The organism is Collinsella sp. Sow4_E3 (assembly GCF_052116285.1).
In the GTDB taxonomy this organism is placed as follows: Bacteria; Actinomycetota; Coriobacteriia; order Coriobacteriales; family Coriobacteriaceae; genus Collinsella.
Genome location: NZ_JBQKLJ010000016.1, coordinates 21,165 through 41,078, shown reverse-complemented (window position 1 = coordinate 41,078; position 19,914 = coordinate 21,165). Strand labels below are relative to the sequence as shown.

At 66.1% G+C, this 19,914-nt stretch carries 31 protein-coding genes and 1 pseudogene; 22 read left to right on the top strand and 10 right to left on the bottom strand.

Annotated features, from left to right (window positions below; translation table 11 throughout):
• Both ACTQ48_RS09070 and ACTQ48_RS09065 read right to left on the bottom strand, forming a co-directional pair.
• On the bottom strand, nucleotides 1-264 hold a 264-nt coding region (locus tag ACTQ48_RS09070), incomplete at its 3' end, for a hypothetical protein (RefSeq protein WP_441570695.1).
• Nucleotides 265-325: 61 nt separating this feature from the next.
• The gene (locus tag ACTQ48_RS09065) at nucleotides 326-601 is read right to left on the bottom strand and encodes a hypothetical protein (protein WP_441570693.1); all 276 of its coding nucleotides are present in this window, start codon (nucleotides 599-601) and stop codon (nucleotides 326-328) included.
• 186 nt (nucleotides 602-787) lie between these two features.
• On the opposite strand from ACTQ48_RS09065, the gene ACTQ48_RS09060 reads away from it, so the two are divergent.
• From ACTQ48_RS09060 to ACTQ48_RS08955, 22 genes and pseudogenes are all read left to right on the top strand, one after another.
• Nucleotides 788-1,126 carry a hypothetical protein gene (locus tag ACTQ48_RS09060; protein ID WP_441570691.1) on the top strand — a complete coding sequence of 113 codons (339 nt, stop codon included), beginning with the start codon at nucleotides 788-790 and terminating at the stop codon, nucleotides 1,124-1,126.
• 26 nt (nucleotides 1,127-1,152) lie between these two features.
• The gene (locus ACTQ48_RS09055) at nucleotides 1,153-1,479 is read left to right on the top strand and encodes a hypothetical protein (protein ID WP_441570690.1); all 327 of its coding nucleotides are present in this window, start codon (nucleotides 1,153-1,155) and stop codon (nucleotides 1,477-1,479) included.
• Entirely contained in the window at nucleotides 1,476-1,664 is a 189-nt protein-coding gene (locus ACTQ48_RS09050; protein WP_441085765.1) for a hypothetical protein, read from the top strand. The genes ACTQ48_RS09055 and ACTQ48_RS09050 overlap by 4 nt, the downstream gene beginning before the upstream one ends.
• Nucleotides 1,661-2,470, top strand: a complete 810-nt coding sequence (locus tag ACTQ48_RS09045; protein WP_441570688.1) for a hypothetical protein — start codon at nucleotides 1,661-1,663, stop codon at nucleotides 2,468-2,470. Before ACTQ48_RS09050 ends, ACTQ48_RS09045 begins: the two co-directional genes overlap by 4 nt.
• Before the next feature lie 16 nt (nucleotides 2,471-2,486).
• Nucleotides 2,487-3,308, top strand: coding sequence for a DNA-methyltransferase (locus tag ACTQ48_RS09040; RefSeq protein ID WP_441570687.1), 822 nt, complete (start codon nucleotides 2,487-2,489; stop codon nucleotides 3,306-3,308).
• A gap of 168 nt (nucleotides 3,309-3,476) precedes the next feature.
• A complete protein-coding gene (locus ACTQ48_RS09035) occupies nucleotides 3,477-3,734 on the top strand; it encodes a hypothetical protein (protein ID WP_441570685.1) in 258 nt (85 codons plus the stop codon).
• Nucleotides 3,735-3,860: 126 nt separating this feature from the next.
• The gene (locus tag ACTQ48_RS09030) at nucleotides 3,861-4,736 is read left to right on the top strand and encodes a hypothetical protein (RefSeq protein ID WP_441570683.1); all 876 of its coding nucleotides are present in this window, start codon (nucleotides 3,861-3,863) and stop codon (nucleotides 4,734-4,736) included.
• 91 nt (nucleotides 4,737-4,827) lie between these two features.
• Nucleotides 4,828-5,223, top strand: a complete 396-nt coding sequence (locus ACTQ48_RS09025) for a DUF3310 domain-containing protein (RefSeq protein WP_441570681.1) — start codon at nucleotides 4,828-4,830, stop codon at nucleotides 5,221-5,223.
• Nucleotides 5,224-5,225: 2 nt separating this feature from the next.
• Nucleotides 5,226-6,938 carry a DEAD/DEAH box helicase gene (locus ACTQ48_RS09020; RefSeq protein ID WP_441570679.1) on the top strand — a complete coding sequence of 571 codons (1,713 nt, stop codon included), beginning with the start codon at nucleotides 5,226-5,228 and terminating at the stop codon, nucleotides 6,936-6,938.
• Nucleotides 6,939-7,158: 220 nt separating this feature from the next.
• Nucleotides 7,159-7,503 (top strand): HNH endonuclease, encoded by a 345-nt coding sequence (locus ACTQ48_RS09015; RefSeq protein ID WP_441570677.1) that lies wholly within the window; start codon nucleotides 7,159-7,161, stop codon nucleotides 7,501-7,503.
• Entirely contained in the window at nucleotides 7,500-7,958 is a 459-nt protein-coding gene (locus tag ACTQ48_RS09010; protein ID WP_441570675.1) for a hypothetical protein, read from the top strand. The genes ACTQ48_RS09015 and ACTQ48_RS09010 overlap by 4 nt, the downstream gene beginning before the upstream one ends.
• Nucleotide 7,959: 1 nt before the next feature.
• Nucleotides 7,960-8,151 (top strand): annotated as a pseudogene (locus ACTQ48_RS09005) (DNA adenine methylase); the annotation flags it as partial.
• A gap of 186 nt (nucleotides 8,152-8,337) precedes the next feature.
• Entirely contained in the window at nucleotides 8,338-8,676 is a 339-nt protein-coding gene (locus tag ACTQ48_RS09000) for a DNA adenine methylase (RefSeq protein ID WP_441570697.1), read from the top strand.
• 62 nt (nucleotides 8,677-8,738) lie between these two features.
• Complete coding sequence (locus ACTQ48_RS08995; RefSeq protein ID WP_441570673.1) at nucleotides 8,739-9,068, top strand: hypothetical protein; 330 nt, start codon at nucleotides 8,739-8,741, stop codon at nucleotides 9,066-9,068.
• Nucleotides 9,069-9,106: 38 nt separating this feature from the next.
• A complete protein-coding gene (locus tag ACTQ48_RS08990; RefSeq protein WP_441570671.1) occupies nucleotides 9,107-9,472 on the top strand; it encodes a hypothetical protein in 366 nt (121 codons plus the stop codon).
• Between the two features lie 65 nt (nucleotides 9,473-9,537).
• Nucleotides 9,538-9,861, top strand: coding sequence for a hypothetical protein (locus ACTQ48_RS08985; RefSeq protein WP_441570669.1), 324 nt, complete (start codon nucleotides 9,538-9,540; stop codon nucleotides 9,859-9,861).
• A 31-nt stretch (nucleotides 9,862-9,892) separates the two neighbouring features.
• Entirely contained in the window at nucleotides 9,893-10,390 is a 498-nt protein-coding gene (locus tag ACTQ48_RS08980) for a hypothetical protein (RefSeq protein WP_441570667.1), read from the top strand.
• 395 nt (nucleotides 10,391-10,785) lie between these two features.
• Nucleotides 10,786-11,538 carry a hypothetical protein gene (locus ACTQ48_RS08975; protein ID WP_441570665.1) on the top strand — a complete coding sequence of 251 codons (753 nt, stop codon included), beginning with the start codon at nucleotides 10,786-10,788 and terminating at the stop codon, nucleotides 11,536-11,538.
• Complete coding sequence (locus ACTQ48_RS08970; protein ID WP_441570663.1) at nucleotides 11,522-11,758, top strand: hypothetical protein; 237 nt, start codon at nucleotides 11,522-11,524, stop codon at nucleotides 11,756-11,758. The genes ACTQ48_RS08975 and ACTQ48_RS08970 overlap by 17 nt, the downstream gene beginning before the upstream one ends.
• A 227-nt stretch (nucleotides 11,759-11,985) precedes the next feature.
• Nucleotides 11,986-12,324, top strand: coding sequence for a hypothetical protein (locus tag ACTQ48_RS08965; RefSeq protein ID WP_441564003.1), 339 nt, complete (start codon nucleotides 11,986-11,988; stop codon nucleotides 12,322-12,324).
• Nucleotides 12,317-12,514 (top strand): hypothetical protein, encoded by a 198-nt coding sequence (locus ACTQ48_RS08960; protein WP_441564005.1) that lies wholly within the window; start codon nucleotides 12,317-12,319, stop codon nucleotides 12,512-12,514. The genes ACTQ48_RS08965 and ACTQ48_RS08960 overlap by 8 nt, the downstream gene beginning before the upstream one ends.
• Nucleotides 12,515-12,563: 49 nt before the next feature.
• The gene (locus tag ACTQ48_RS08955; RefSeq protein WP_441570662.1) at nucleotides 12,564-12,815 is read left to right on the top strand and encodes a hypothetical protein; all 252 of its coding nucleotides are present in this window, start codon (nucleotides 12,564-12,566) and stop codon (nucleotides 12,813-12,815) included.
• Nucleotides 12,816-12,907: 92 nt separating this feature from the next.
• Here ACTQ48_RS08955 and ACTQ48_RS08950 read toward each other — a convergent pair whose 3' ends face one another.
• The 8 genes from ACTQ48_RS08950 to ACTQ48_RS08915 all read right to left on the bottom strand — a co-directional run bounded on the left by ACTQ48_RS08950 (nucleotide 12,908) and on the right by ACTQ48_RS08915 (nucleotide 19,903).
• Complete coding sequence (locus tag ACTQ48_RS08950) at nucleotides 12,908-14,239, bottom strand: peptidoglycan-binding domain-containing protein (RefSeq protein WP_441570660.1); 1,332 nt, start codon at nucleotides 14,237-14,239, stop codon at nucleotides 12,908-12,910.
• Between the two features lie 14 nt (nucleotides 14,240-14,253).
• Entirely contained in the window at nucleotides 14,254-14,583 is a 330-nt protein-coding gene (locus ACTQ48_RS08945) for a hypothetical protein (protein ID WP_441564010.1), read from the bottom strand.
• Nucleotides 14,583-15,008, bottom strand: a complete 426-nt coding sequence (locus ACTQ48_RS08940) for a hypothetical protein (RefSeq protein WP_441564012.1) — start codon at nucleotides 15,006-15,008, stop codon at nucleotides 14,583-14,585. The genes ACTQ48_RS08945 and ACTQ48_RS08940 overlap by 1 nt, the downstream gene beginning before the upstream one ends.
• Nucleotides 15,009-15,026: 18 nt before the next feature.
• Entirely contained in the window at nucleotides 15,027-15,749 is a 723-nt protein-coding gene (locus tag ACTQ48_RS08935) for a hypothetical protein (protein WP_441564014.1), read from the bottom strand.
• Entirely contained in the window at nucleotides 15,750-16,826 is a 1,077-nt protein-coding gene (locus ACTQ48_RS08930) for a hypothetical protein (RefSeq protein ID WP_441570658.1), read from the bottom strand. It abuts the gene before it with no gap.
• The gene (locus ACTQ48_RS08925) at nucleotides 16,819-17,619 is read right to left on the bottom strand and encodes a hypothetical protein (protein ID WP_441564017.1); all 801 of its coding nucleotides are present in this window, start codon (nucleotides 17,617-17,619) and stop codon (nucleotides 16,819-16,821) included. Before ACTQ48_RS08925 ends, ACTQ48_RS08930 begins: the two co-directional genes overlap by 8 nt.
• A gap of 44 nt (nucleotides 17,620-17,663) precedes the next feature.
• Nucleotides 17,664-18,518 (bottom strand): hypothetical protein, encoded by an 855-nt coding sequence (locus ACTQ48_RS08920; protein WP_441564019.1) that lies wholly within the window; start codon nucleotides 18,516-18,518, stop codon nucleotides 17,664-17,666.
• A 77-nt stretch (nucleotides 18,519-18,595) separates the two neighbouring features.
• Entirely contained in the window at nucleotides 18,596-19,903 is a 1,308-nt protein-coding gene (locus ACTQ48_RS08915; protein WP_441570656.1) for a hypothetical protein, read from the bottom strand.
• Nucleotides 19,904-19,914 lie beyond the last annotated feature (11 nt).

Sequence of the window (19,914 nt, the reverse complement as noted above, 5' to 3'; positions counted from 1 at the left end):
CGACGCCGTGAACGGGGCCGCCGTGAACTTGGGCAGGTTGCCGTAGGACTCGGGGGTCTTCCGGGCCACCAGCTTCAGTTCCTTAGCCGTGGCGGTGTAGTCCGCGAACAGCGCGCGCTGTTCGGCCTTCGACACGGCTTCGGACGCGTCCCACGTCAGCGTGTCGGGCTGCTCGCACACACAGGACACGTGGGACTTGACGGTGCAGCGGGGCGGCACGATGGTGGCCTTGAAGCTGCGGGGGCCGGTGATGGTGGTGCTCATGGTGAGCGCTCCTTTCAACGGGGGGCCCAGCCCGTTGCCGGGCCCCCGGGGGGTTGGGGTCTTACAGTGTGATGATCTTGCGGAAGGGGAAGACGACCAGCCAGTCTTCGGTGTTGTACGCCTTGCGGGCCAGGTCCGCGGTGCGGGCGCTGCTCATCACGCCCCAGTTCTCGCCGTCCTTGCTGGCAAGCTGAATCGCGGTGAACTCGCGCTTGCTGGCCTTGTGGATGATGTGCTCGGTGCCGTCGGCCAGAACGAGGGCGTAGCGCGTGGTGCCGTTGGCGTTGGGGGTGGCAACGTACTTGGCTGTGGTGACCTGAGCTGTGGTGATCCACATTTCGGTTTCCCTTCGTCGGTGCCCCTTGTTGGGCTGATAGGTAAACCTTAGCACACTTTCATTGCAAGGTGTCAAACCGGGCCCGGATTCCGTTACCAAACCGTGATACTTACCAACTTGCCACGGGTTCGTTGTGTCGTGCTATGGTGGAACCGCTCCACCCCAACCGACGAAAGGAAGCACACCGTGGAAGACTTCTACACCCACGCCGTACCCATGGACGCCGCTGTTGCCCAACTGGCCGCTGCGTACGAAGACGCCAAGGCCGCGGTCAGGGCCGCTGAAGAACGCAAAGACTCACTTGCAAACCAACTCAAGGCCCACGCTGAGGCCGCCGCCTTGCAGTCGGGGCACCCGCTGGGCACAACTCGCGTCGTGCTCGAATCCGACACGCTCACCGTGCGTGTCACCCCCGTTGAGACATGGCGGCTTGATTCCACACGCATGAAGAAGGAAGCGCCGGAAACCTACGTGCGTTGGGCCAAGAAGTCTGTCAGCAACCGCCTTGAGGTTGCGGCGTCGTGAACCGCGACCCTAACGAAGGATGCCCTATGACTGACCTCCACCGATACCTGACCGACGAGGTGCGCGAGCGAGCCGCCGAGGCCATCGCGAGCCACAACTTTGATGTTCATGTGCCGAGCTGGTCGATCCGCTGCGAGGGATGTGACTGGTCCGAGCTGGGCGGCGTGGCCGAGCTTCACGATCAACACCTGGCCGACCTCGCCCTCTCCGCCGTCCTGCCCGGCATCATCCGACAGGCCAAGGCCGAGGGCTGGGACGAGGGTTACAACGCAGGCCACGAGGATGCTCGGGCCGTGCAGCCCACCTACCCACAGCCGACGCTCAACCCGCACGAGCAGGGAGGACAGCCGTGAGCCGACACAACCCGCCACGGCTCGAAGTCGGGCGCACCTACCAACTGGACGGGCGAAAGCGCCGTTGGCAGCTCGACGCCGTGGACGCTGAGACGGGCAAGCTCGTCCTGTCGTCGGGCACCACGCACCACGTGTTCTTGAGCCCGCCCGAAGCCCTCAAGCGACTTCGTGAGGTATGGACATGACGAGCCAAGCGCCCAGCGTGGCCGCGTTCATGGCGTCGGTCAACCCGTCGGCGGTCAGCCACTCGGGCAACGACGCCGAAGCCGTCAAGATTGCCGCTGAGCTTCGGGAAGTCGTGCGCAACGCGGCCAACAACGCCCCGCGCTCGCTACAGGTACACCTTGGGCCCTCAGAACTTGGCGTTGAGTGCGACAGGCAGGTCGTCCACAAGCTCACGGGCCAGCCCGACACCAACCACGTGGTAGACCCGTGGCCGTCGGTCGTGGGTACCGCCGTGCATGCGTGGCTGGCCGACGCCCTCACCGCGGCCGACCCGGCGCGTTGGATCGCTGAGAACCGCGTTACGCCGTTTGAGGGGCACGCCGGTACGGCCGACCTGTACGACGCGCGTAACCAACGGGTGATCGACCACAAGTGTTTGGGCTCAACGACGCACGACAAGTTGCGTACGCAAGGCCCCCCGCGGCACTACTACGTACAGTTGCTTCTCTACGCGCTCGGCTATATCCGCGCGGGCTACGTGGTCAACTCGATTGCCATTGCCGCGTGGCCCCGCACGGGGTCCAGCTTGGCCGGGCTGTATGTGTGGCATCACACCATTACGCCCGAGGATTGGGTGCTCATTGACCAAGTGCTGACGGAAACGAACCGACGCAAGGACTACGCCGCGTTGGTACAAGCGGGACAACTGGGGCTTGACCAAGTGCCGCGCACGCCCTCGGGCGGGTGCTATTTCTGCCCGGCGTACCGGCCTGAGTCCGCCCACGACGGGGGCCCCGGCTGCCCCGGTCAGAACACACCTAAGTAACAAGGGGACCAAACGTATGAACAACAAACCGTGGCAGCTACACACGGGTGACTGTGTGGACATTATGGCAGGACTCGACGCCGCCAGCGTAGACGCCGTGGTCACATCACCGCCCTACGCCATGCAACGCAAGGACAGCTACGGGGGGGTACCGGAAGCGGACTACCCAGCGTGGACGACTGCATGGGCCGAACAGGCGCGACGTGTGCTGAAACCGACGGGCTCGGTGCTTATCAACATCAGCCCCCACAAGCGCGGGGGACAACTCAGCGATTACGTGTTGCGGACAAGGTTGTCCTTGCGTGATGCCGGATGGTTCGAGTTGGCCGAGCTCGTGTGGCACAAGCCCAATGCGATGCCGACGGGGGCACGCAACAGGCCCCGGAGGTCGTGGGAGTCGGTGCATTGGTTCGGTGTGAGCCCACGGGCGTATGGCAACCCGCAAGCCAATGGGAAACCCAACACGTACCCTACGCGCGTCAATAAATCAGGCCAGCACATCAAGCACGGATGGAAGCACTACGAGGGTGGGTCAGGCGTGACGCCCGTCGTCTCACGTTGTACGGACGTACTCACACAATCCACAAGCAAAGAACAGACGGGCCACCCCGCGCCGTTTCCCGTGGGCTTGGCCGCTTGGTTGGCGCGGTTGGCATGCCCGCCGGGGGGTGTCGTACTCGACCCGTTCAGTGGTAGCGCGTCTACGGGCGTGGCGTGTCTCAACAACGGCATGCACTACATCGGCATTGACGCCGTGGGTGCGTACAACGAACGCGCAGAACGGCGCTTACAGGATACCTATGACGCCGTTACCGAACCGTTATCTTTGCCGAGTTGACACGGGCCGACGGGCGCGTGCTCGCCTGACCTACCCGGGCGGGGCTCACTCGTTGGGCCCCGCCCACCGTTATCAAACCGTTACACCTTCCAGCTTGACACCTACCAACGAAACCGTGATATGGTTTAACCACTCCACCGACGGAGTACCGACGAGAAGGACAAGAACATGAGCACCACCACGCTTGACCACAAGGCCCTTGTAGCGGAGAACAAGGCCGCTGGCCGTGAGCTTCCTCAGTACACGCCCGTTCGCCCCCTTGAGTACAAGCTCAAGACCGACGCCAAGGGCACCACGCGGGCACGCTTCTACTCCTTCCGCGCTCACCGCTCGTTCGGTATCTCGTTGGCCGTCGTCCGTCAGCTTGAGGCTGAGGGTCGGGCCGTCGAAGTTCCGTTCTTGGTCACTGATCCCATGGTTCTGTGATCTTGTCAGGGCCCGGCGCTAGCCTTGCTCGGGTCGGGCCCTTCCTTCAACACTTCCACCTTCCAACCCGACGCTGAGCCCCAATCCCGGGGCCAGCACAACCCCGTCCACGAAAGGACAACCACCATGAGTCAGTACCCCTACAACCCGGGCTTCCCGGGCCAGCAGGCCCCGGGCATGCCCCCGGCCTACACGCCGCCCGCTGCCCCTCAGGCACCGGCCTATGCCCCCCAGCAGGGCTACCCCGCTCAGGTTCCCCAGCAGGCCCACGCGTACGCCCCTCAGGGCTTCCCGGGCCAGCAGGCAGGCGGCATGGGCTGGCAGCCCCAGCAGGGCTACCCCGCCGCCCAGCCCGCGCCCCAGGGCCCCCCGCCCGCTCAGGGCACGTTGGACGCCTTCAACTCCCAGCCGACGGGTAGCCGCCCGCCCGGCCTGTCGTGGAAGGGCGTTGAGCCCGGCCAGCCGGGTAGTGTCTTCACGGGCACCGTGACCACCGACGTGACCGACCGCGACGTTTCCCAGGACACCGACCCCAACACCAAACAACTGAAGTTCTACCGCGACGGCCGGCCCATGTTCCATATGGCCGTCACGTTGCAGCTTGACCCCGGCACCTACGACGAAGCCACCTACACCAACGGGCTGGCAACGCTGTACGTACGTGGGCGGATGGCTGACGCGCTGAGCGCGGGCATGCAGCAGGCGGGCGTTTCCGGCGCTCCCAAGGCTGGTGACAGGCTCAGTGTCGCGCTCGTTGAGCGCCGCCCGGGCCGCGGCACCATCCCCGCCAACATCTACACCGTGGCGTATCAGCCCGGCGCGGGCTGGCAGGCCCCGGCTCAGGCCCCGGCTCAGGCCCCGGCTCAGGCCCCGGCTCAGGCCCCGGCTCAGGCCCCGGCTCAGGCCCCGGCTCAGGCCCCGGCTCAGGCCCCGGCTCAGGCCCCGGCCATGAGCGCCGAACAGGCCGCGTTGCTCGCCCGTATCCAGGGCGGACAGGCGTAGCCGACCAAAGACGAACGGGGGCCCCGCGCCGTGTGGGGAAGCACGCCGGGGCCCCCGTTCCCCCAACCGACGACAGACAAGGACAACCACCATGAACAACAACGTCAGCCACCCCGCCCACTACACGCAAGGCCCCGTTCACCCGGCTTGCGGCGAGGTCGTGGAGTGCATCACGATCACTGAGCACCACAATTACAACGTGGGCAACGCGATCAAGTACCTTTGGCGGGCCGACCACAAGGCCGACGCGCTCGAAGACTTAGCCAAGGCTGCTCAGTACATTCAGTTCGAGATTGACCGTCGCAAGTACGAAGCGGCTCGGCGTGAGCCTACGCTGTTCAGCGACGACAAGACCGAAACGGTAACCAACTCTCACGTGTGCATGGACGGCACCCGTGTACCGGGCACGTTCTGCGCTGGCCGGGCGCTGGCCGACATGCTCGGGCTTGAGGTCAGCACCGACTACCCGGGCCGGGCGGGCAACTGACCATGGCGCACGTGATCGAATACAACCCGGAAACTGGGGAATGGCTGGCACTCGTTGACCCGGCAGCTACCCCGCCCACGCGGGCCCCGCTAACGCCCGCGTCCAAGCAACTGAACAAGGCCCCGGCGGTGTTCAGTCTGCCCGCTACGTGGACAGGGCTCGTGCAGTTGCTCGCAACGCTGCCCGGCGCGGTGCTCGGTGACGACGCCGCCAAGCTGGCCGCTTCGCTGAAAGGTCACGTGCTCGAAGCTTGGGCGGGGGGCTTGACCTACAACCACCCGCCCGGGCTCACCCCCTACCCGTGGCAGGTAGCCGCCGCCGTGCAGTACGCGCGCACCGGGCGGCTCATGCTCAACGACGAGCCGGGCACCGGCAAGACCGCTTCAAGCGTGCTGGCCGTGGCCGAAGTCGGGGCCGCCGCGCTGCCCGTCGTCGTAGTCTGCCCGGCGTCGGTCGTGACCGCGTGGGTTGAGGCGTGGGCCACATGGGCCCCACACGTCAGCGTTGGGCGCTACATGGGCCCGAAGCGGGCCAAGCTACTAGCCGACGGGCTAGACGTGCTCGTGACGAGCTACGACACTATGGCCCGTGACGTGGACAAGCTCACGCACGCGCTGGCCGTCGAACGCGGGCACGTCGGCACCGTGATTCTTGACGAGCACCACCTCATCAAGAACCCCAAGGCGGCGCGATCCAAGGCGGCGCGCAAGCTGGCCGGCCACGCTCGCGGCACCATCGTTCTGAGCGGCACGCCGATTACCCATCACCCCGGCGACTTGTGGCCCGCGCTTGACGCTCTCGAACCGGGCGCGTGGCCGTCGCGTACCCGCTACCAAGCCCGCTACCTTGACGTGGTGCAAGGCGACTACGGCGACGAAGTAGTTGGCTTCCTGCCCCACCGTCGTGATGAGTTCGACCTATGCCTCATGCCGTTCCAACGCCGCGTGAGCAAGGCCGACGCGCTGCCGTGGTTGCCGCCCAAGGTGTACCAAGTGCGCGAAGTGGAGTTGCCCGCCGAATGGCGCAAGCTGTACAACTCCATGCGTGACGAACTGGTTGCCGCTCTGCCGGACAATGACGAGCCCCTGAACGCCATGAGCGTACTTGCTCAGTTGTCCTACCTACAGGCCCTAGCCGCTTCCCCGTGCGACGTGGAAGTCTCCACCACCGTGGACGATGACGGGCTAGAAACGAAGCACTACCACGCAAAGATGAAACCTGAGTCGTGGAAGGTCGCTGAACTGCTAGCCGTGCTGGAGGAACGCGAAGGCGAATCGGTGGTGGTGTTCAGCCCCAGCCGCCAACTGGTGGAACTGGCCGGCGCCGCGCTGGAAGACGCCGGGGTGTCACACGCCTACGTCGTCGGGGGCCAGTCCACGAAGGACCGTGACGAAGCCGTGCGCGCGTTCCAGGCCGGTGAAGTTAGGGTCATTCTGGTGACCACGGCAGCCGGCGGCGTTGGCATCACGCTGACCCGGGCACGGTGCGCCGTGTTCCTGTCGCGTCCGTGGTCGCTAGTCGAAGCCCTCCAGGCTGAGGACCGGGTGCACCGTATCGGGTCCGAGATTCACGACAGCGTGGATATAATAGATATTACAAGTCGTGATACTGTAGACGAGGCCATTAGGCAAGCGCTCGTGGGCAAGGCCGAACAGTTGGGTGACGTGCTGCGCGACCCCCGCGTGCTGCGCGAAGTGCTCGGGGGGAAACGATGAGCGCGCTCGGCTGGATGTTCTTGACGATGGGCCAACATGCACGTATCCGTGATCGGGTAAAGGCCCATTACGTAGTCACAGCCGCGGGCGAACTAGTGAAAACAGCCTGTGGCCGTGCCGATAAGCATGGCTGGTTTGGCACCCCCGGTAGGTGGCGCTTTGACGTACACCCCGATGATCGGTGCCACTGGTGCGCCGTTGTAGTGCTCGGGGGGAAACGATGAGTGAACGCGGCACAACCAACGGCAACGCCCGGGGCTCAAGCTACGAACGCCGACGCCGCCGCGCGTGGATCATGGAGGCATGGGCCAGCGACAAGCCCGGGCTGACCCGGTGCTACCGGTGCGGGTGCTTGCTGTTCAACCCGGACGACTACCCCGGCACCGACGGTGTGTTGTGGTGGCCCGTGGGTGAGTCGCTGAGAATCGCGGCCAACCCGCTGACCATTGACCGAATCGTGCCCGGTTGTCAAGGGGGCACGTACCGGCGCAACAACATACGCCCGGCGTGCGGGGTGTGCAACAGCGAGACAGGCGGGGCCACCCGTCGGAAGGGCACACCATGACACCCCCGGAAGTGGCCATCGTCGGCATTGACCCGGGGCCTGAGCCGGGCGTGGTGGTGCTGTGGTGCTCGGGCGGGTCCGTGGTCCGCGTGGACACCTACACGGACCCGTGGGCAGCGCTTCAGGCTGTCCAGGCCGCTACGGCCAGCCCTGAGCCCCACAACCGCCCGTGGGTGGCCGTGGAACGGTTCGTGGTGGGCCGCGGCACGGCGCGTAAGACTCGGGCGGGATCAATGGAGACGATCACGCAAGCCGAAACCGTGCGAGATGCCGTGGCCGCCCGTGGCTGGCCGTTGCAGTTCCTCCCGGCTGGCAGCGTGAAGCCGATTGTGACCGACGCCCGGCTACGACGCTTCGGCGTATGGGACGCGCTCGGTACACGCCACCAGCGCGACGCTGCCCGGCACGCGGTCTACATGGGCCTGAGACACGGCGCGTTAGACCCGGTGAGCTGACGTGCAGTATCTAGGTGGGAAGTCCCGATTGGTCGAACAACTAGCCGATGCCATGCTGGCCCCGTTGAACAGCCGGGCGCGTTACGTAGAGCCCTTCGTCGGTGGTGCATCGGTGTTCACCGCAATGGCCCCCCACTTCGCCCGGGCTGAGGCTGGCGACGTACACGAAGACCTGATGCTCATGTATCGGGCCCTGCTAGATGGGCGGGAACCTCCCGACACCGTTACCGAGGATGAGTACCGAGCGCTGCGGAAAGCTGAACCGTCGGCGTTGCGCGCTTTCGCGGGGTTTGGGTGCTCGTTCGGCGGTAAATGGTTCGGGGGCTACGCGCGTGATCGTAAGGGCGACCGCTCGCACCCCGCAGAGGCACAGCGGTTAGTGCTTCGTAGGGCCGTTGTGTTGCGTACCTTACCGGCGGTGAGCTTCCACCATCGGACCTACGACGCTTGGGACATTGGGCCCGGCGATGTGGTGTACTGCGACCCCCCGTACACCGGGACGACAGGATACAAGGGCACGCCGACCTTCGACCATGACCAGTTTTGGGACACGTGCCGTCGTTGGCACGAGCTAGGCGCGTCGGTGTTCGTCTCGGAGTTCACAGCGCCGGACGACTGGCGGGCGGTGTGGTCCTTGGAACGCGCCATCGCGGTGGACGGGCAGCGCGGCAAGGCGCATACTCGGGTGGATCGGCTTTACATGCACGCCAGCGTCTAAGTTGACACCATGCAAGCTATGTGTGCTAAGGTGGTCACACACCCCGACGAAAGGACACCACCATGGCACGCCATGACCGCGAACTGTGCGGCCTGTTTGCAGGCCACGCCAACACCGAACTGACCGACGAACTGCAGGCCCTGGAACCCAGCGCCGAACTTCTCGGCTTCGCCACGCACGCCCGGCCCGGGGCCGAAGGCTTCGACTACCACCACGCCGACACCCACGGGTGTGCCCTGTGCGCGCTGGTGGCCTTCCGTAAGGCCCACCCCCGCCGCCGGAAGGCGTGGGCCGTCTACATCGAAGCCACGGGCGCGCGCCGGATGTTCAGCCGGAAGGTGGCGCTACTAGACCCAAAGTTGACACCACACAACAGAATCGTGCTAAGCTAGGCGAAGCCGATAAGGCAACCGACGAAGGGACAAAGACCATGACCACCAACACCACCACCGCCCAGCTTGACAACGTGGCGTTCGGCTTCGCTGAGGGCACGCTGAGCCCGGACGGGGCCAAGGCGTACACGTGGCACGCCGCCAACGCCATGCTGGCGGGCATCCAGGCCGCTAACCCCGAAACCATCATTGCCGGGGCCTACACCAAGGTTGACGTGGTGGTTACGTGGGAAGACGGCGAAACCTACGCATTGCGCTACGACGTTGACCACAACGCCGTGAACCTCGGGCAGCGCATCGTTGACGGCGCGCGCGGGCTGGCTGACTTCTACCGCGAAAGCGGGGGCCGCGCCGAAGACGTGGAGGAGTTCCTGACCAACCGCGACTTCAACGGGGCCAACTGACGCCCCACCAACCGCACGGGCCCCGCTCAGCCGGGCGGGGCCCACCGACGAAAGGACAAAGAACCATGAGCAAGCTTGAGCCGACGATCACCATTCAGCCGGGCCAGCCGGGCGAAGGGATGAATTACAACGTCCACAAGCCGTTGCCGTACCCCTTCCACGTGAACACCGAAACCGGCGACGTGATGCCCGGCCCCCACACGGGCAACGAGTCGTGGCGGCTCGTGGGCTTCCAGCCCGACGCCGATACCCAAACCGTGACGTTGTGGCGGGAAGACTTCACCGAAGCCCCCGCGCGCGCCGTCGGCTTGTGCCCGGTCTTCGTGGACGAGCACGGCGGCATGTTCAACCCGACCGAACCCATTACCCGGGTCACGGACAACCGCTAGGGGGCTACCCCTAAGGAAGGGAAACACAACCATGAAGACCAACGAACGAATCCGGCGACTGTTAGACAACACCGAACTGAGCAACCCCCACGACGTGGCGGGCGCGTTGCTCAACGAGCTTGACAACACCCTGCCTATTGCCGCGCGCGCCGACCTGTACCGGGCCACGCTGGCCGAAGTGCTGCCCACCTACGTTGGGGTGGAGTTCTCCCGTACCCGCATGCTCAACCCTGTGGCCGTCGTCGTGGACGACGTGACCCCGGTACGTGAGCCCGCGGGGTCCGCGAAGGTGGCCGCGTGCCGCAACGATTGGAACGCGCGCAAGAACACCCCCGTGTGGCTGCCGAACGGCTGGAAGCGGCTGGCCGACTGCACGGCGGACGACCTTCTGGCGCTGGCCGCGACGCTTCGGGACCGCGCCGAGAAGGTGGCCGCGAAGGCCGCATGGTACGAAGCGCTGGCCGACGCGCTGCCCGAAGGGGCTACCGTCGCCGCGCTGGATACCGACCCCACGGCGGTGACCCGATGACCGCCACCCTAGAGACTTCCCCACGGGCCATGAACCCGGCGACACCCATTCTCCGCGCGCCCGTGGGGGGCAACACTTCCGACCGGGGCCAGCCTCATCGCGATGCCCATACAGCGATCGCCCCGGTCGGGCACAACTTCCCCGGGGGCCAGCAGGCAGTCGATACCCAAATTTTGACCGCCCCCGGGGAACCACAAGCCGCCAACACTTCCGACCGGGGCCACTGGCCCGGCGACACCCAAACAGCTCCCGCCCCGGTCGGGCACAACTTCCCCGGGGGCCAAGCTCCGCTCGCCACCCATACGACGTGCGCCCCCGGGGAACCACAAGCTACCAACACGGGCCAGGCAGAGCTCGATGCCCAGAAGGGCCCCGCCCGTGTTGGTTCAGACTCAGTGACGGGCGGGGCCCACACAGGCTCGGCACCCAATAACCGCGCGCCCCGCCCGTCGCTGTTCGATCCGACCCTGTACACGCTGGCTCAGTACCTGGACGACGTGGAGGGGCTGCGTAAGGCCCAAGCCAACCGCGCCCGAATCCTGACGGCCACTGAGCCCGACGAAGACGGCGTTGTGCGGGGCTTCGGCTACGACGAAACACACCCCGTGGTTGCCGTGGTCACGGCTCAGCTTGAGCAACTGGCCGGGCTTGAACACGCCGCGATTCTCGAACTGCAGCGGGTCATGCGCAGGCACCCCTTGAACGCGTGGCGCAAGACCGCCAAGGGGGTAGGGGAGAAGCAACTAGCCCGCCTACTGGCCGCCGTCGGTGACCCGTACCTCAGGGCCGACACGGGCCAGCCGCGCACCGTGTCACAACTGTGGGCGTACTGTGGCCTGCACACGCTGCCCGGGGACGGGGGCAACGAAGCCGCCCGGCGTCGCAAGGGCCAACAAGCCAACTGGTCCACCGACGCCAAGACGCGGGCCTACCTCATCGCCATGTCTTGCGTGAAGCAGACCGGTAGCGAGTACCGCGCCGTGTACGACGCCCGACGGGCACACACGGCCACCACGCGCCCGGACTGGACGCCTGGCCACTCCCACAACGACGCGCTACGGATCGTCAGCAAGCGGGTTCTTCGTGACCTGTGGCGGGCAGCGCGCGACCACTACAAGGAAGGAAACAACCATGATGAACAAGATTGACCCGACCAAGGGCCGACAGTTGTCCACGCACGACGTGGCGGCGCGGCTGGGCATCAAGCCCGCCACGGTCAGCGGCTACCGATTCCGGGGCACCATGCCCCCGCCCGACGGCAAGTTGGGCAAGACTGTGTGGTGGTGGGAAACCACCATTTCCGAATGGCGCAAGACCCGCCCCGGGCAGGGTTGGCGCAAGGGCGTTGAGGGGGCCCGCAATGGCTAAGGGAAGCGCTGCGGCGTCGTCGGCGCATGACTGGCTAGCCGCCCTTGTGGCCACGCGCCCGGGCGGGTGGGGCAGGCCCAAGGCGTACCCGTCGGCCCACCTGTTCGGCGCTGGCGACATGCTCAGCGTGTGCGGCCGCGCGCTGTACTTCGGTGAGACGACGGCGGAACCGGGACGCACCAAGAAGTGCCCAGCATGTTGGCGGGCCGAACTGGAAGGGGCCAACCATGGCCAAGTATGACGACAAGCCCACCGCCCGTGACCGCGTGGACGACAACGCGCAAGCCGTAAACGCCCGGCGCGACTGGCTGAATGCCCCAACCGCCTACGGGCTGTTGGCGGTAGCTGAGGCTGTGCTGGACTTGGCCGACGCCATACGCACGCACCGGGGCCCCGTGGTGGGGTCCACGCGCCCGCTGCCGCCCGCCAAGCCCACGGGCATTACGCCGTGCGAATGTGGACACGTACGCGACATGCACCACGACGACGGCGGGGAGGTGTACACGGCGTGCCGTGCGTCGTCATGCCCGTGTACCTACTACGTACCGGTGGTGCGCGGTGGCTAGTGAGTACACAACGCACGCCGCCGACAAGGCAGGCTTCACGCTGCGGGAGCTTGACGACTTCGTTGCCCAGGCCACAGCGGCCGGGGTGTCGTGGGACAGCCGCGTCTATGTACGCAACACGCGCTTCCCCAAGTCGCTTGGCGCGCCGGGCGTGCCGTTCGGCCAACTGAGCGCGGCACCCGACAAGTGACCGTTATCAAACTGTTATCTTTCTGGAGTTGACACCTAGCAATGTAAGTGTGCTAAGCTCTACACATAGCCACAAGGGCTACCGACGAAAGGACAAGAACATGACCGCCACCTACAGCACCAAGAACGAAGCCATCGCCGCGGAGATTGTCGCCGTCATCAACAGCGGCATGGCCGACGCCGACGACTACGACGTGGACGCCATCGCGGATGAGGTTCTGGGCGACTACGGCGACGGGTACGCCGTCCAGGTCGAAGACGACGACTTCTGGGCCATCGTGGCCAAGCACGCCAGGAACTGAGTCCTCCGCGCGAAACACCCCCCGGGCCGAAGCTCGGGGGGTGTTTCTGCACCTTGTCGGGTATCTCCAACCGGCGGTGTAACCGGGTGGTCTTAGAACGTGCCCGCGTTCAGCTTCTCTTGCAACTTGCGGGTAGTGGCGGGACCCCACTTGCCATCCAGCGTCGCGCCGACGTACCACTGCAAGCGCTTCACCCAATGGCTGTTGAAGACACCATTAGCAGCCCACCTAGCCCAACCCTTGGGGGCCCGGTACTGCAAGACCCGCTGCAACGCCGCGTACGTCTGCTTACCCAACACGCCATCGACCGGGAGAAGTCGCTTGCCGTCCATGGTGCGCGTCCCGTAGCGCGACCCCAAAACGGTCTGCAACGCCCGGATCGTCTGCGGGCCAAGCTGACCGTCCACCACCACCACCCGCGGCTTCGGCGCGGCACCCGTGGCCGGTACCGACGGCTTGGGCGCGGGCTTCGGGGCGGCCTTCTTCGCCGCCAGGTAGTCCCACCAGGTGCGCAGCCGATACGTCGAAACATGCCCCGGGCCCACGTCCGGCCCGTTGCCGACCAGCCCGTCGCGTCCGTTGCGGTAGCCGTGCTTCACGCCCTTGGCGTCGATGTAGGCAATCTGACGACGGGCCCCGGCCGACGGCGCGCCCCAACCGTTGGGCACACCGTGCAGGTGGTAGCTGGGGAAACCTTGAGCGCGCACGCCCCACTTGCCCACGTTGGTTGTGCGGAACGACAGGAATATGCCCACCTTGCGCCCAGCCTCAATAACCTTGGCCACTTGTTCGCGCGTCAGACCACGAACCGAGAAGTCCACGGCGTCGCCCGCATGAGTGCCCGCGCTGGCCGCTACCGCCGTGCCGTTGTAGCCGCCCTGTGTCACCACAAGGGGAACGTCAGGGGTCAGACGGTCAAGCTCAACAAGCGCGTCGCGGAACTCGGGCGAAAACTTGCCGCCCTTGTACCAGACATACCCGGTGTTGGCCAGCGTCGCCAGCGCGTACGTAGCCCCGCCCGTAGCGGGTGGTGTGTACAACGGGCGGCGCGTGGACCCCAGCCATGGGATCGACGGCGCGACGCGCTCAAGCCACTTCGCCAGCAGGTAGTACAGACCGCCCAGCACGACGGGCAGCGCCCCCTCTAGCCACGTGTTGAACGACGGCGGCACACTCACACCAAGGGGAGTGAGCGCCCACACGACGACCGAGACTACCCAGCCCACCAACATGGGCGTGAGCGTGCGGATGATCGCCGTAACCTGGCTGGGCACCACGGCCGGGTCGGTGTCGTCGGGAATGGGCTCAGGTAATAGCACCGTGTCATTCTCAGTGGTGCCCGGTTCCGGCGCGTCGTCGTGGTCGTCGGGAAACTCCACGCTCAACTCGTCGCCGGGGTCTAGCTTGTTGTTGTCGTCGTCCATGGGATCAACCCTTTCTAATTGTTCCTAGGCGGTTCGATGATGGATGAGGGGGTCGGGGCGTGCTCGGGGTGATCCAGCCACGACGGCGCGGGGCGTGGGATCGGCAACCCAAAAGGGCGCTCAGCCAACAACCGCCGGATATAGTTCCGGTCCTCGTGGCGCTCGCGGAACAACTGCCCTACCTGTTCTTCGAGGTGGTCAACCCGCCGGGCAAGCTCGCTGTACGGCGCGGCTTCGGACTCCACGCGCTTCGACCGCAGTACCTGAGCGCGGCCCACGAGCGCAACGAGCACGCCAGCCGCGGCGGTGATGGCGGTAAGGATAATCTGCGTGACCGGCTCCATCAGCGCTCCTCCTCGTGTGGCTGGTCTGGCCACCCGGCCAGCAGCAGGCACATGTTGATGATGGCGAGCCAGTACAGCAGGGCGGGGGCCGATGAGAAGGCGCCGGGAGGGTAGCCGGGGATGGCGAAGTGTGCCAACGAGTAGGCGTGGGATACAGCACGCTCCACGGGCATCAGGCACGCCACCAGCCAGCCCCAACGGTGCAGCCGAGTCGGTGCGAGTGCCAGCACGATCACGCCGGTGGTCACCCACAGCGACGCACGCAACGTCGCGGGCCACGCCTCGTACAGGATGGCCCTGCCAGGGTCGGGGAAACCAGCCCAGTCGAGCCACACGTCCCCGCCTCGCGCCAGTAGCATCACACCGACTGTCGCAAGCGCGACTCGTGCCCGTCGGGCCGTCAGCCACGTTGGGGGCTGTACCACACCTCGCACCATATGCCCTCACGCCCTCTCATACACGCCGGACAAGAACAACCTTTGCCCCGTGGCGGGGGTCGGGTTGGTGTTGGACAACCGCGCCCCCGCGTACTGAACTACCAATACTTGCTGGCTGATGGGGATTGCCGTTACCGGCTGTTCAGGGGTGTAGAAATAGCCACTGGCTGTTACCCGGGGCCAAGACCGCGACTGGAACGGTAGATCGAAGGTCCAGTAGGTCGTTCCAACGTTCGTGGTGCTCCCGCGCTCCCATAGGATGCTGAAGAACACCGTGCGCCCCAGCTGTTGGTAGCGCCCCTCCAGCGTGCCGTTGCCGATAGCCAAAGGCGTGTCGTTCGCGTCGCGCCACGCAACCGGCCACGTGTTCCACTCCGTGTTGAAGCTGGTACGCCAATTTTCGAGGTTGGTGGCGCGCCCCTCAACGGCCCCAACACGCGCCGTGAGGCTACTCACCCGCGAATCGGTGTTAGACAGCAACGACGCGACGCGTTGAGCCTGCGACGGGCTAGCGCATACTGTCAGCGCGCGCTTGTGCCACACACACCACACACGGTCACCAACTTCCAGCGGCCCCGCGGCGTTAGACGTGACCGGTAGCGCGGGCCCCGTGGCCATCCGCACCATGAGTACGGGCGACACAACCTCCACCGTGGCCCAGGGCAGTTCCAGTTGCTCAGGGGCACGGTTGATGAGTAGGTGCGCCAACGACGACGTGTTGAGTGCCACCTAGACCACCTCGAACCGACGTAGCGTTGAACTCATCATAGCCATGGGTTCCAACTTGATTGCTTGTTCAACGACCACCATGTGGTGCCCGGTAGGCGACAGCACCGCGTCGCCCAACGTCAACGGCAGCACCAAGTGCTCCACCGGCAGCCGAACCGCTGGCCGGGATGAGTCGCGCAGCTTGCGCCGCGCCAAGTCATCGACCACGGCTTGGCTCGTGGCGTCGGCCCCGTCCTCTACCTGCGTGATCCACCGACCGCGACGTGCGTAGCTGTAGGCGCTGGCCGGGTTGTTATTCTCGGCAACACCAACCAACGGCTGCACACCCTCGGACTCCTGCGTGGTTACCACATAACGATTGGGGATACCCGACGCGCTCAGCGACTCCGACCACTCGGGCGCGGTCACCGAGTACGCGCCTCCTCGGAAGTCCCACTGTACGGTCCGCTGGTCGGGGTCGATGTATGGCTCGGAGCGATACACGCCCTCGGCGTCGGCCCTCAGCGGCGTGTACCCGATAGCGGCCAGAAGGTCGTTAATGATGGTGAGCCGTGGCGTCCCGGCAGGCCACGATACCGCGGTGCGCGTGCGCTCGGATGACGGCGTGAGCGCGTAGCGGCGCTGGCCCCCGTTGACAATGAGCGCTTCGACCGCGCCAACCACGGGCCAGTTGACCGGCAGTGCGTAGTGGTCGCGGATACCATCGTCCTGCAGGATCGCCGTTTTATCGACCAGCGGCACGGTGACGGACACACCGCCGGGGTGTTCCCTCTCGTCTACTTCTCCCGACGCCAGAAACACACCCCACGGAACCTCGAAGCGCTGACCGTGGACTTCGGCTACGTAGGTGATCGCCACACGGTCAGCCAGCCAATCCACGCCCTGTAGGAAGTCGCGCCCGCTCGGCACCTCTAGCGTGAGGGTTCCACCGCCGGCCACAGCACGGAAAGCGTTGAAGTCAAGCGAGCCGCCAGTAACACCGTCGAGCTGACGCCTGTACACGTCCTTGTTGGTGAGCAAATCCACGCGCCACGCGGCACGACGCCCCGACGCCCCCCACAACTCGGCGCTAATCATGGTCCACCGCCGTCACACTGAATGACACGGAATCGTGGCCCCACCACGTTGGCTTCCACGACAACGCACCGTCGATCACACCCCAGAACCTGCGCCCTGCGGGGTCGCGGTAGTAGACATGTTGACCTAACACGGTCGCGGCCCACACCTCCTCGCCGGGCTCACCCTGCTGCGGGAGTGTGACACCCGACACGTCCACCGATAGGGCGGGCTCGTAATCCAGCGAGAACGCCGCCACCGGGCGTGTACGCCCCAGCACTCGGTGCAACTCCACGCCGGGTGTGTGCGATGACGGCACGGCTAGGTCGTACGGCAGCGATAGCGCCGCGCCGGACTCGGTGGTGAGCCACACACGGGTAGGCTCAGGCGGTGTTACCTCGACGGCATCGCCGTAGGCCACCGACGGCAGCAACGACACGGCAACCGCACGGTAGTGCAACGGGCCGAACAACGGCGGGTAGGGGTCGCCCACGCCCGCGTCGGACGATAGCCCGTCGGCTATAGTCTCCCACGTTTCGCCGCCGTCCGTCGAGCGCTCAACGCTCAACGTGTCGGTGCCGACGGTGCTTGTGTACGAGCCGTCGAAGTAGTCGCCGTCGTAGACGCCGTCGTAGACGCCGTGCCTGTCCCACCAGCCGGGGCCAACTATGACGTTGCCGGTGCCGTAGACGCGAATCTCCGCCTCGTCGGCGGGTGCGGTATAGACGGTGTTGCCGACGATGAGCCACTGCCCAGCGTAGCGAGCGGTGATGAGCAGGGTCCGGTTGGCGATTGCTCCAAGGCTGACGGTCACGGTGTCTCCTCTCTCTCTATGTTACTGCCCACAGCGCTGGGCGGTCAGGTGCGCGGGTCGACTGGCGGGGTGGGGTAGTCGAGGCCGTAGTGCGCCCGCGCCCACGGGGAGAGTCCGCCATAGGGGATGGGCCAGTCTCGGCGGTCATCGAGCGGTGAGCCGTTGAGGCTGATGGTGCCGCTACGAACGTCGGTGCCGTTGATGTGGACGCCGCCAAGCGCCTTGGTGTCCACCACGTCGCAGGACGAGTCGATCAGCCAGAAGTGGTCGGGGGTGTTGCGGCCACCCCACGCCGCGTTGCCCTTCCCGTGGACGTCGATCATGCAGAACGTCTGCGGGTGGACGTCGAAGTCCCAGCCGTGGGCATTGGTGCCGCCGGTCATGGTGGCATCGTAGAGGACGGTGAATCCCCAGTCGCCGCCGTCATGCCCATAGGTGACGAGCTGGGTGTCAGGGTTGGCCGGGTCGACCTTGGTTAGCGACATGCGGGCGAAGACCAGCGTCCCGCGCTGATTGCTGGCGTGGATGCAGTACTTCCCGTCCACCATGTACGCCCCGGTGTGGATGTCGACGCCCTCCCAGTAGACGAACTGGTGCGGCACGATCTCGCGGTTGATAGAGGTCGTCCCCTTCTGCACGTCTGCCGCATAGACGCCTATGAACGGCCCGATTGGGGTGATCGGACCGGGTTCGTCGTAGTGGCCGGGGTCCATGATGATATCGACCCGGTAGTCGGGGGTCAGGAACGGGGCGCCCTCAGCCGTCTTGCGCGCAGCCTGTATCTGCTTGGCTGCGGCCACAGCACTGGTGAGGGTGGCGTGCTCCCGTGTCGGCCCGACGTGGAGGGTGGCGATTGCGCGGGAGTCGGGGCGCATCGCCATGACGATGGGGTCGTCCACGACTGGCCGGGGGTCGGCTGGCTGCGGTTCCCCCGGCTGTGTCGCGTGGCGTCCTGCGAGGAGAGCGACCAGGATGCTCACGCTGAGGCCTCGATCCGGTAGGAGCGCAGACCGTCGTGGGGCTTGGGTTCGCCATCGCTGGGGCTGGATCGTGTCACAACACGAGGGCTCCCGCCCCTGTTGTAGCCCGTGATGGTCGCGGTGGTGTGCAGCTGCTCACCGATGTAGACCCGCACTGTGGCGTTACGGATCTCTAGGTCACCAGAGCCGTTGCCGTCGTCGGTGATGATCTCGATCATGCCCTCCCCGGCGAGAGGAACCGCGGGCGCGTCAGGCTCGACGGTGGTCACGACTGTGCCCTGGCCGTAGATGCTGACCGTGCCATTGCCCATCACGCGCGCAGTAATCCATCCGAGGCGTGCGGCGACATACGAATCGCCAGTATTGCCGAGGGACCACGCGAGGTGGTAGCGGAGTCGGTGGTTCAGTGGGGTGTTTTGCGGGGTGATCTCGACGTGCGATGACCAGATCTGGCCGCCCGGTGGAGGTGCGGCGAGGATACCGCCCTGCACGCTGGCGGTCGTCGCCGCACCATCCGCGACGGAGACATTGAGCGCCGGGCCGGTCTCCGGCACGAACCCGGTCGCGACGACGGTGCCGTCGGGGGTGGTGGCGAAGTCGTGGGCGGATAGGGTGGTCCACTCGGCGAGAGCAAGGGTGGTCTGCTCGACCACGCCGCCCATGCGGGCATTCCCTGCGGCGTCGCGGGTTTCGTGGCGGAAGGCGTAGGTAGTGGAGGCCGTCAGCCCGGCAACGCCGGTATAGGTGCCAGAGGTCTGCCAGTCGGTCCACGTCGCGGAGGTGCCCCACTGTGCGGTGGTCCAGCTTGCGGCGTCAGCCGCAGGGGCGTAGGCGAAGCGGAAGGGTTGGGCGTGCAGGGCCACGTCGTCGAGCGCGCCCTGGACGGTCATGCTCGCGGTGGTGGCGTCCACTGCGACGGTCAGAGTGCCGGCGGTGGGCGGGGTCGTGTCAACCACGGGACCGGGCTCAACCGTGCCGTAGTCGGAGAATCCGCGCCATGCGTTGCCCGTCCACACCCACGCGGTGACCGTGACCGACCCAGGGGCCGGGTCGACGGTGACGCCATTGACGGTGTGCCCGCCGGTGGCGTCCTGGGTGAGGATCAGCGTCACAGCCTGATCAGTCGGCCAGCCGGATGAGTCGACCGGGCCGGAGGCTGTGAGTGTGGCGCGCTGCACGGGGAACCCGCCACCGCCACCACCCCCACCAGCCTCCAGTAGGGACGACTCCACAGCCGTAGCCCACGCCGCCATCTTGTCGTGCCACGGTGCCTCGCCGAGTGCAGGTAGTGGTGGGAATTGCATAATCGTCTCTC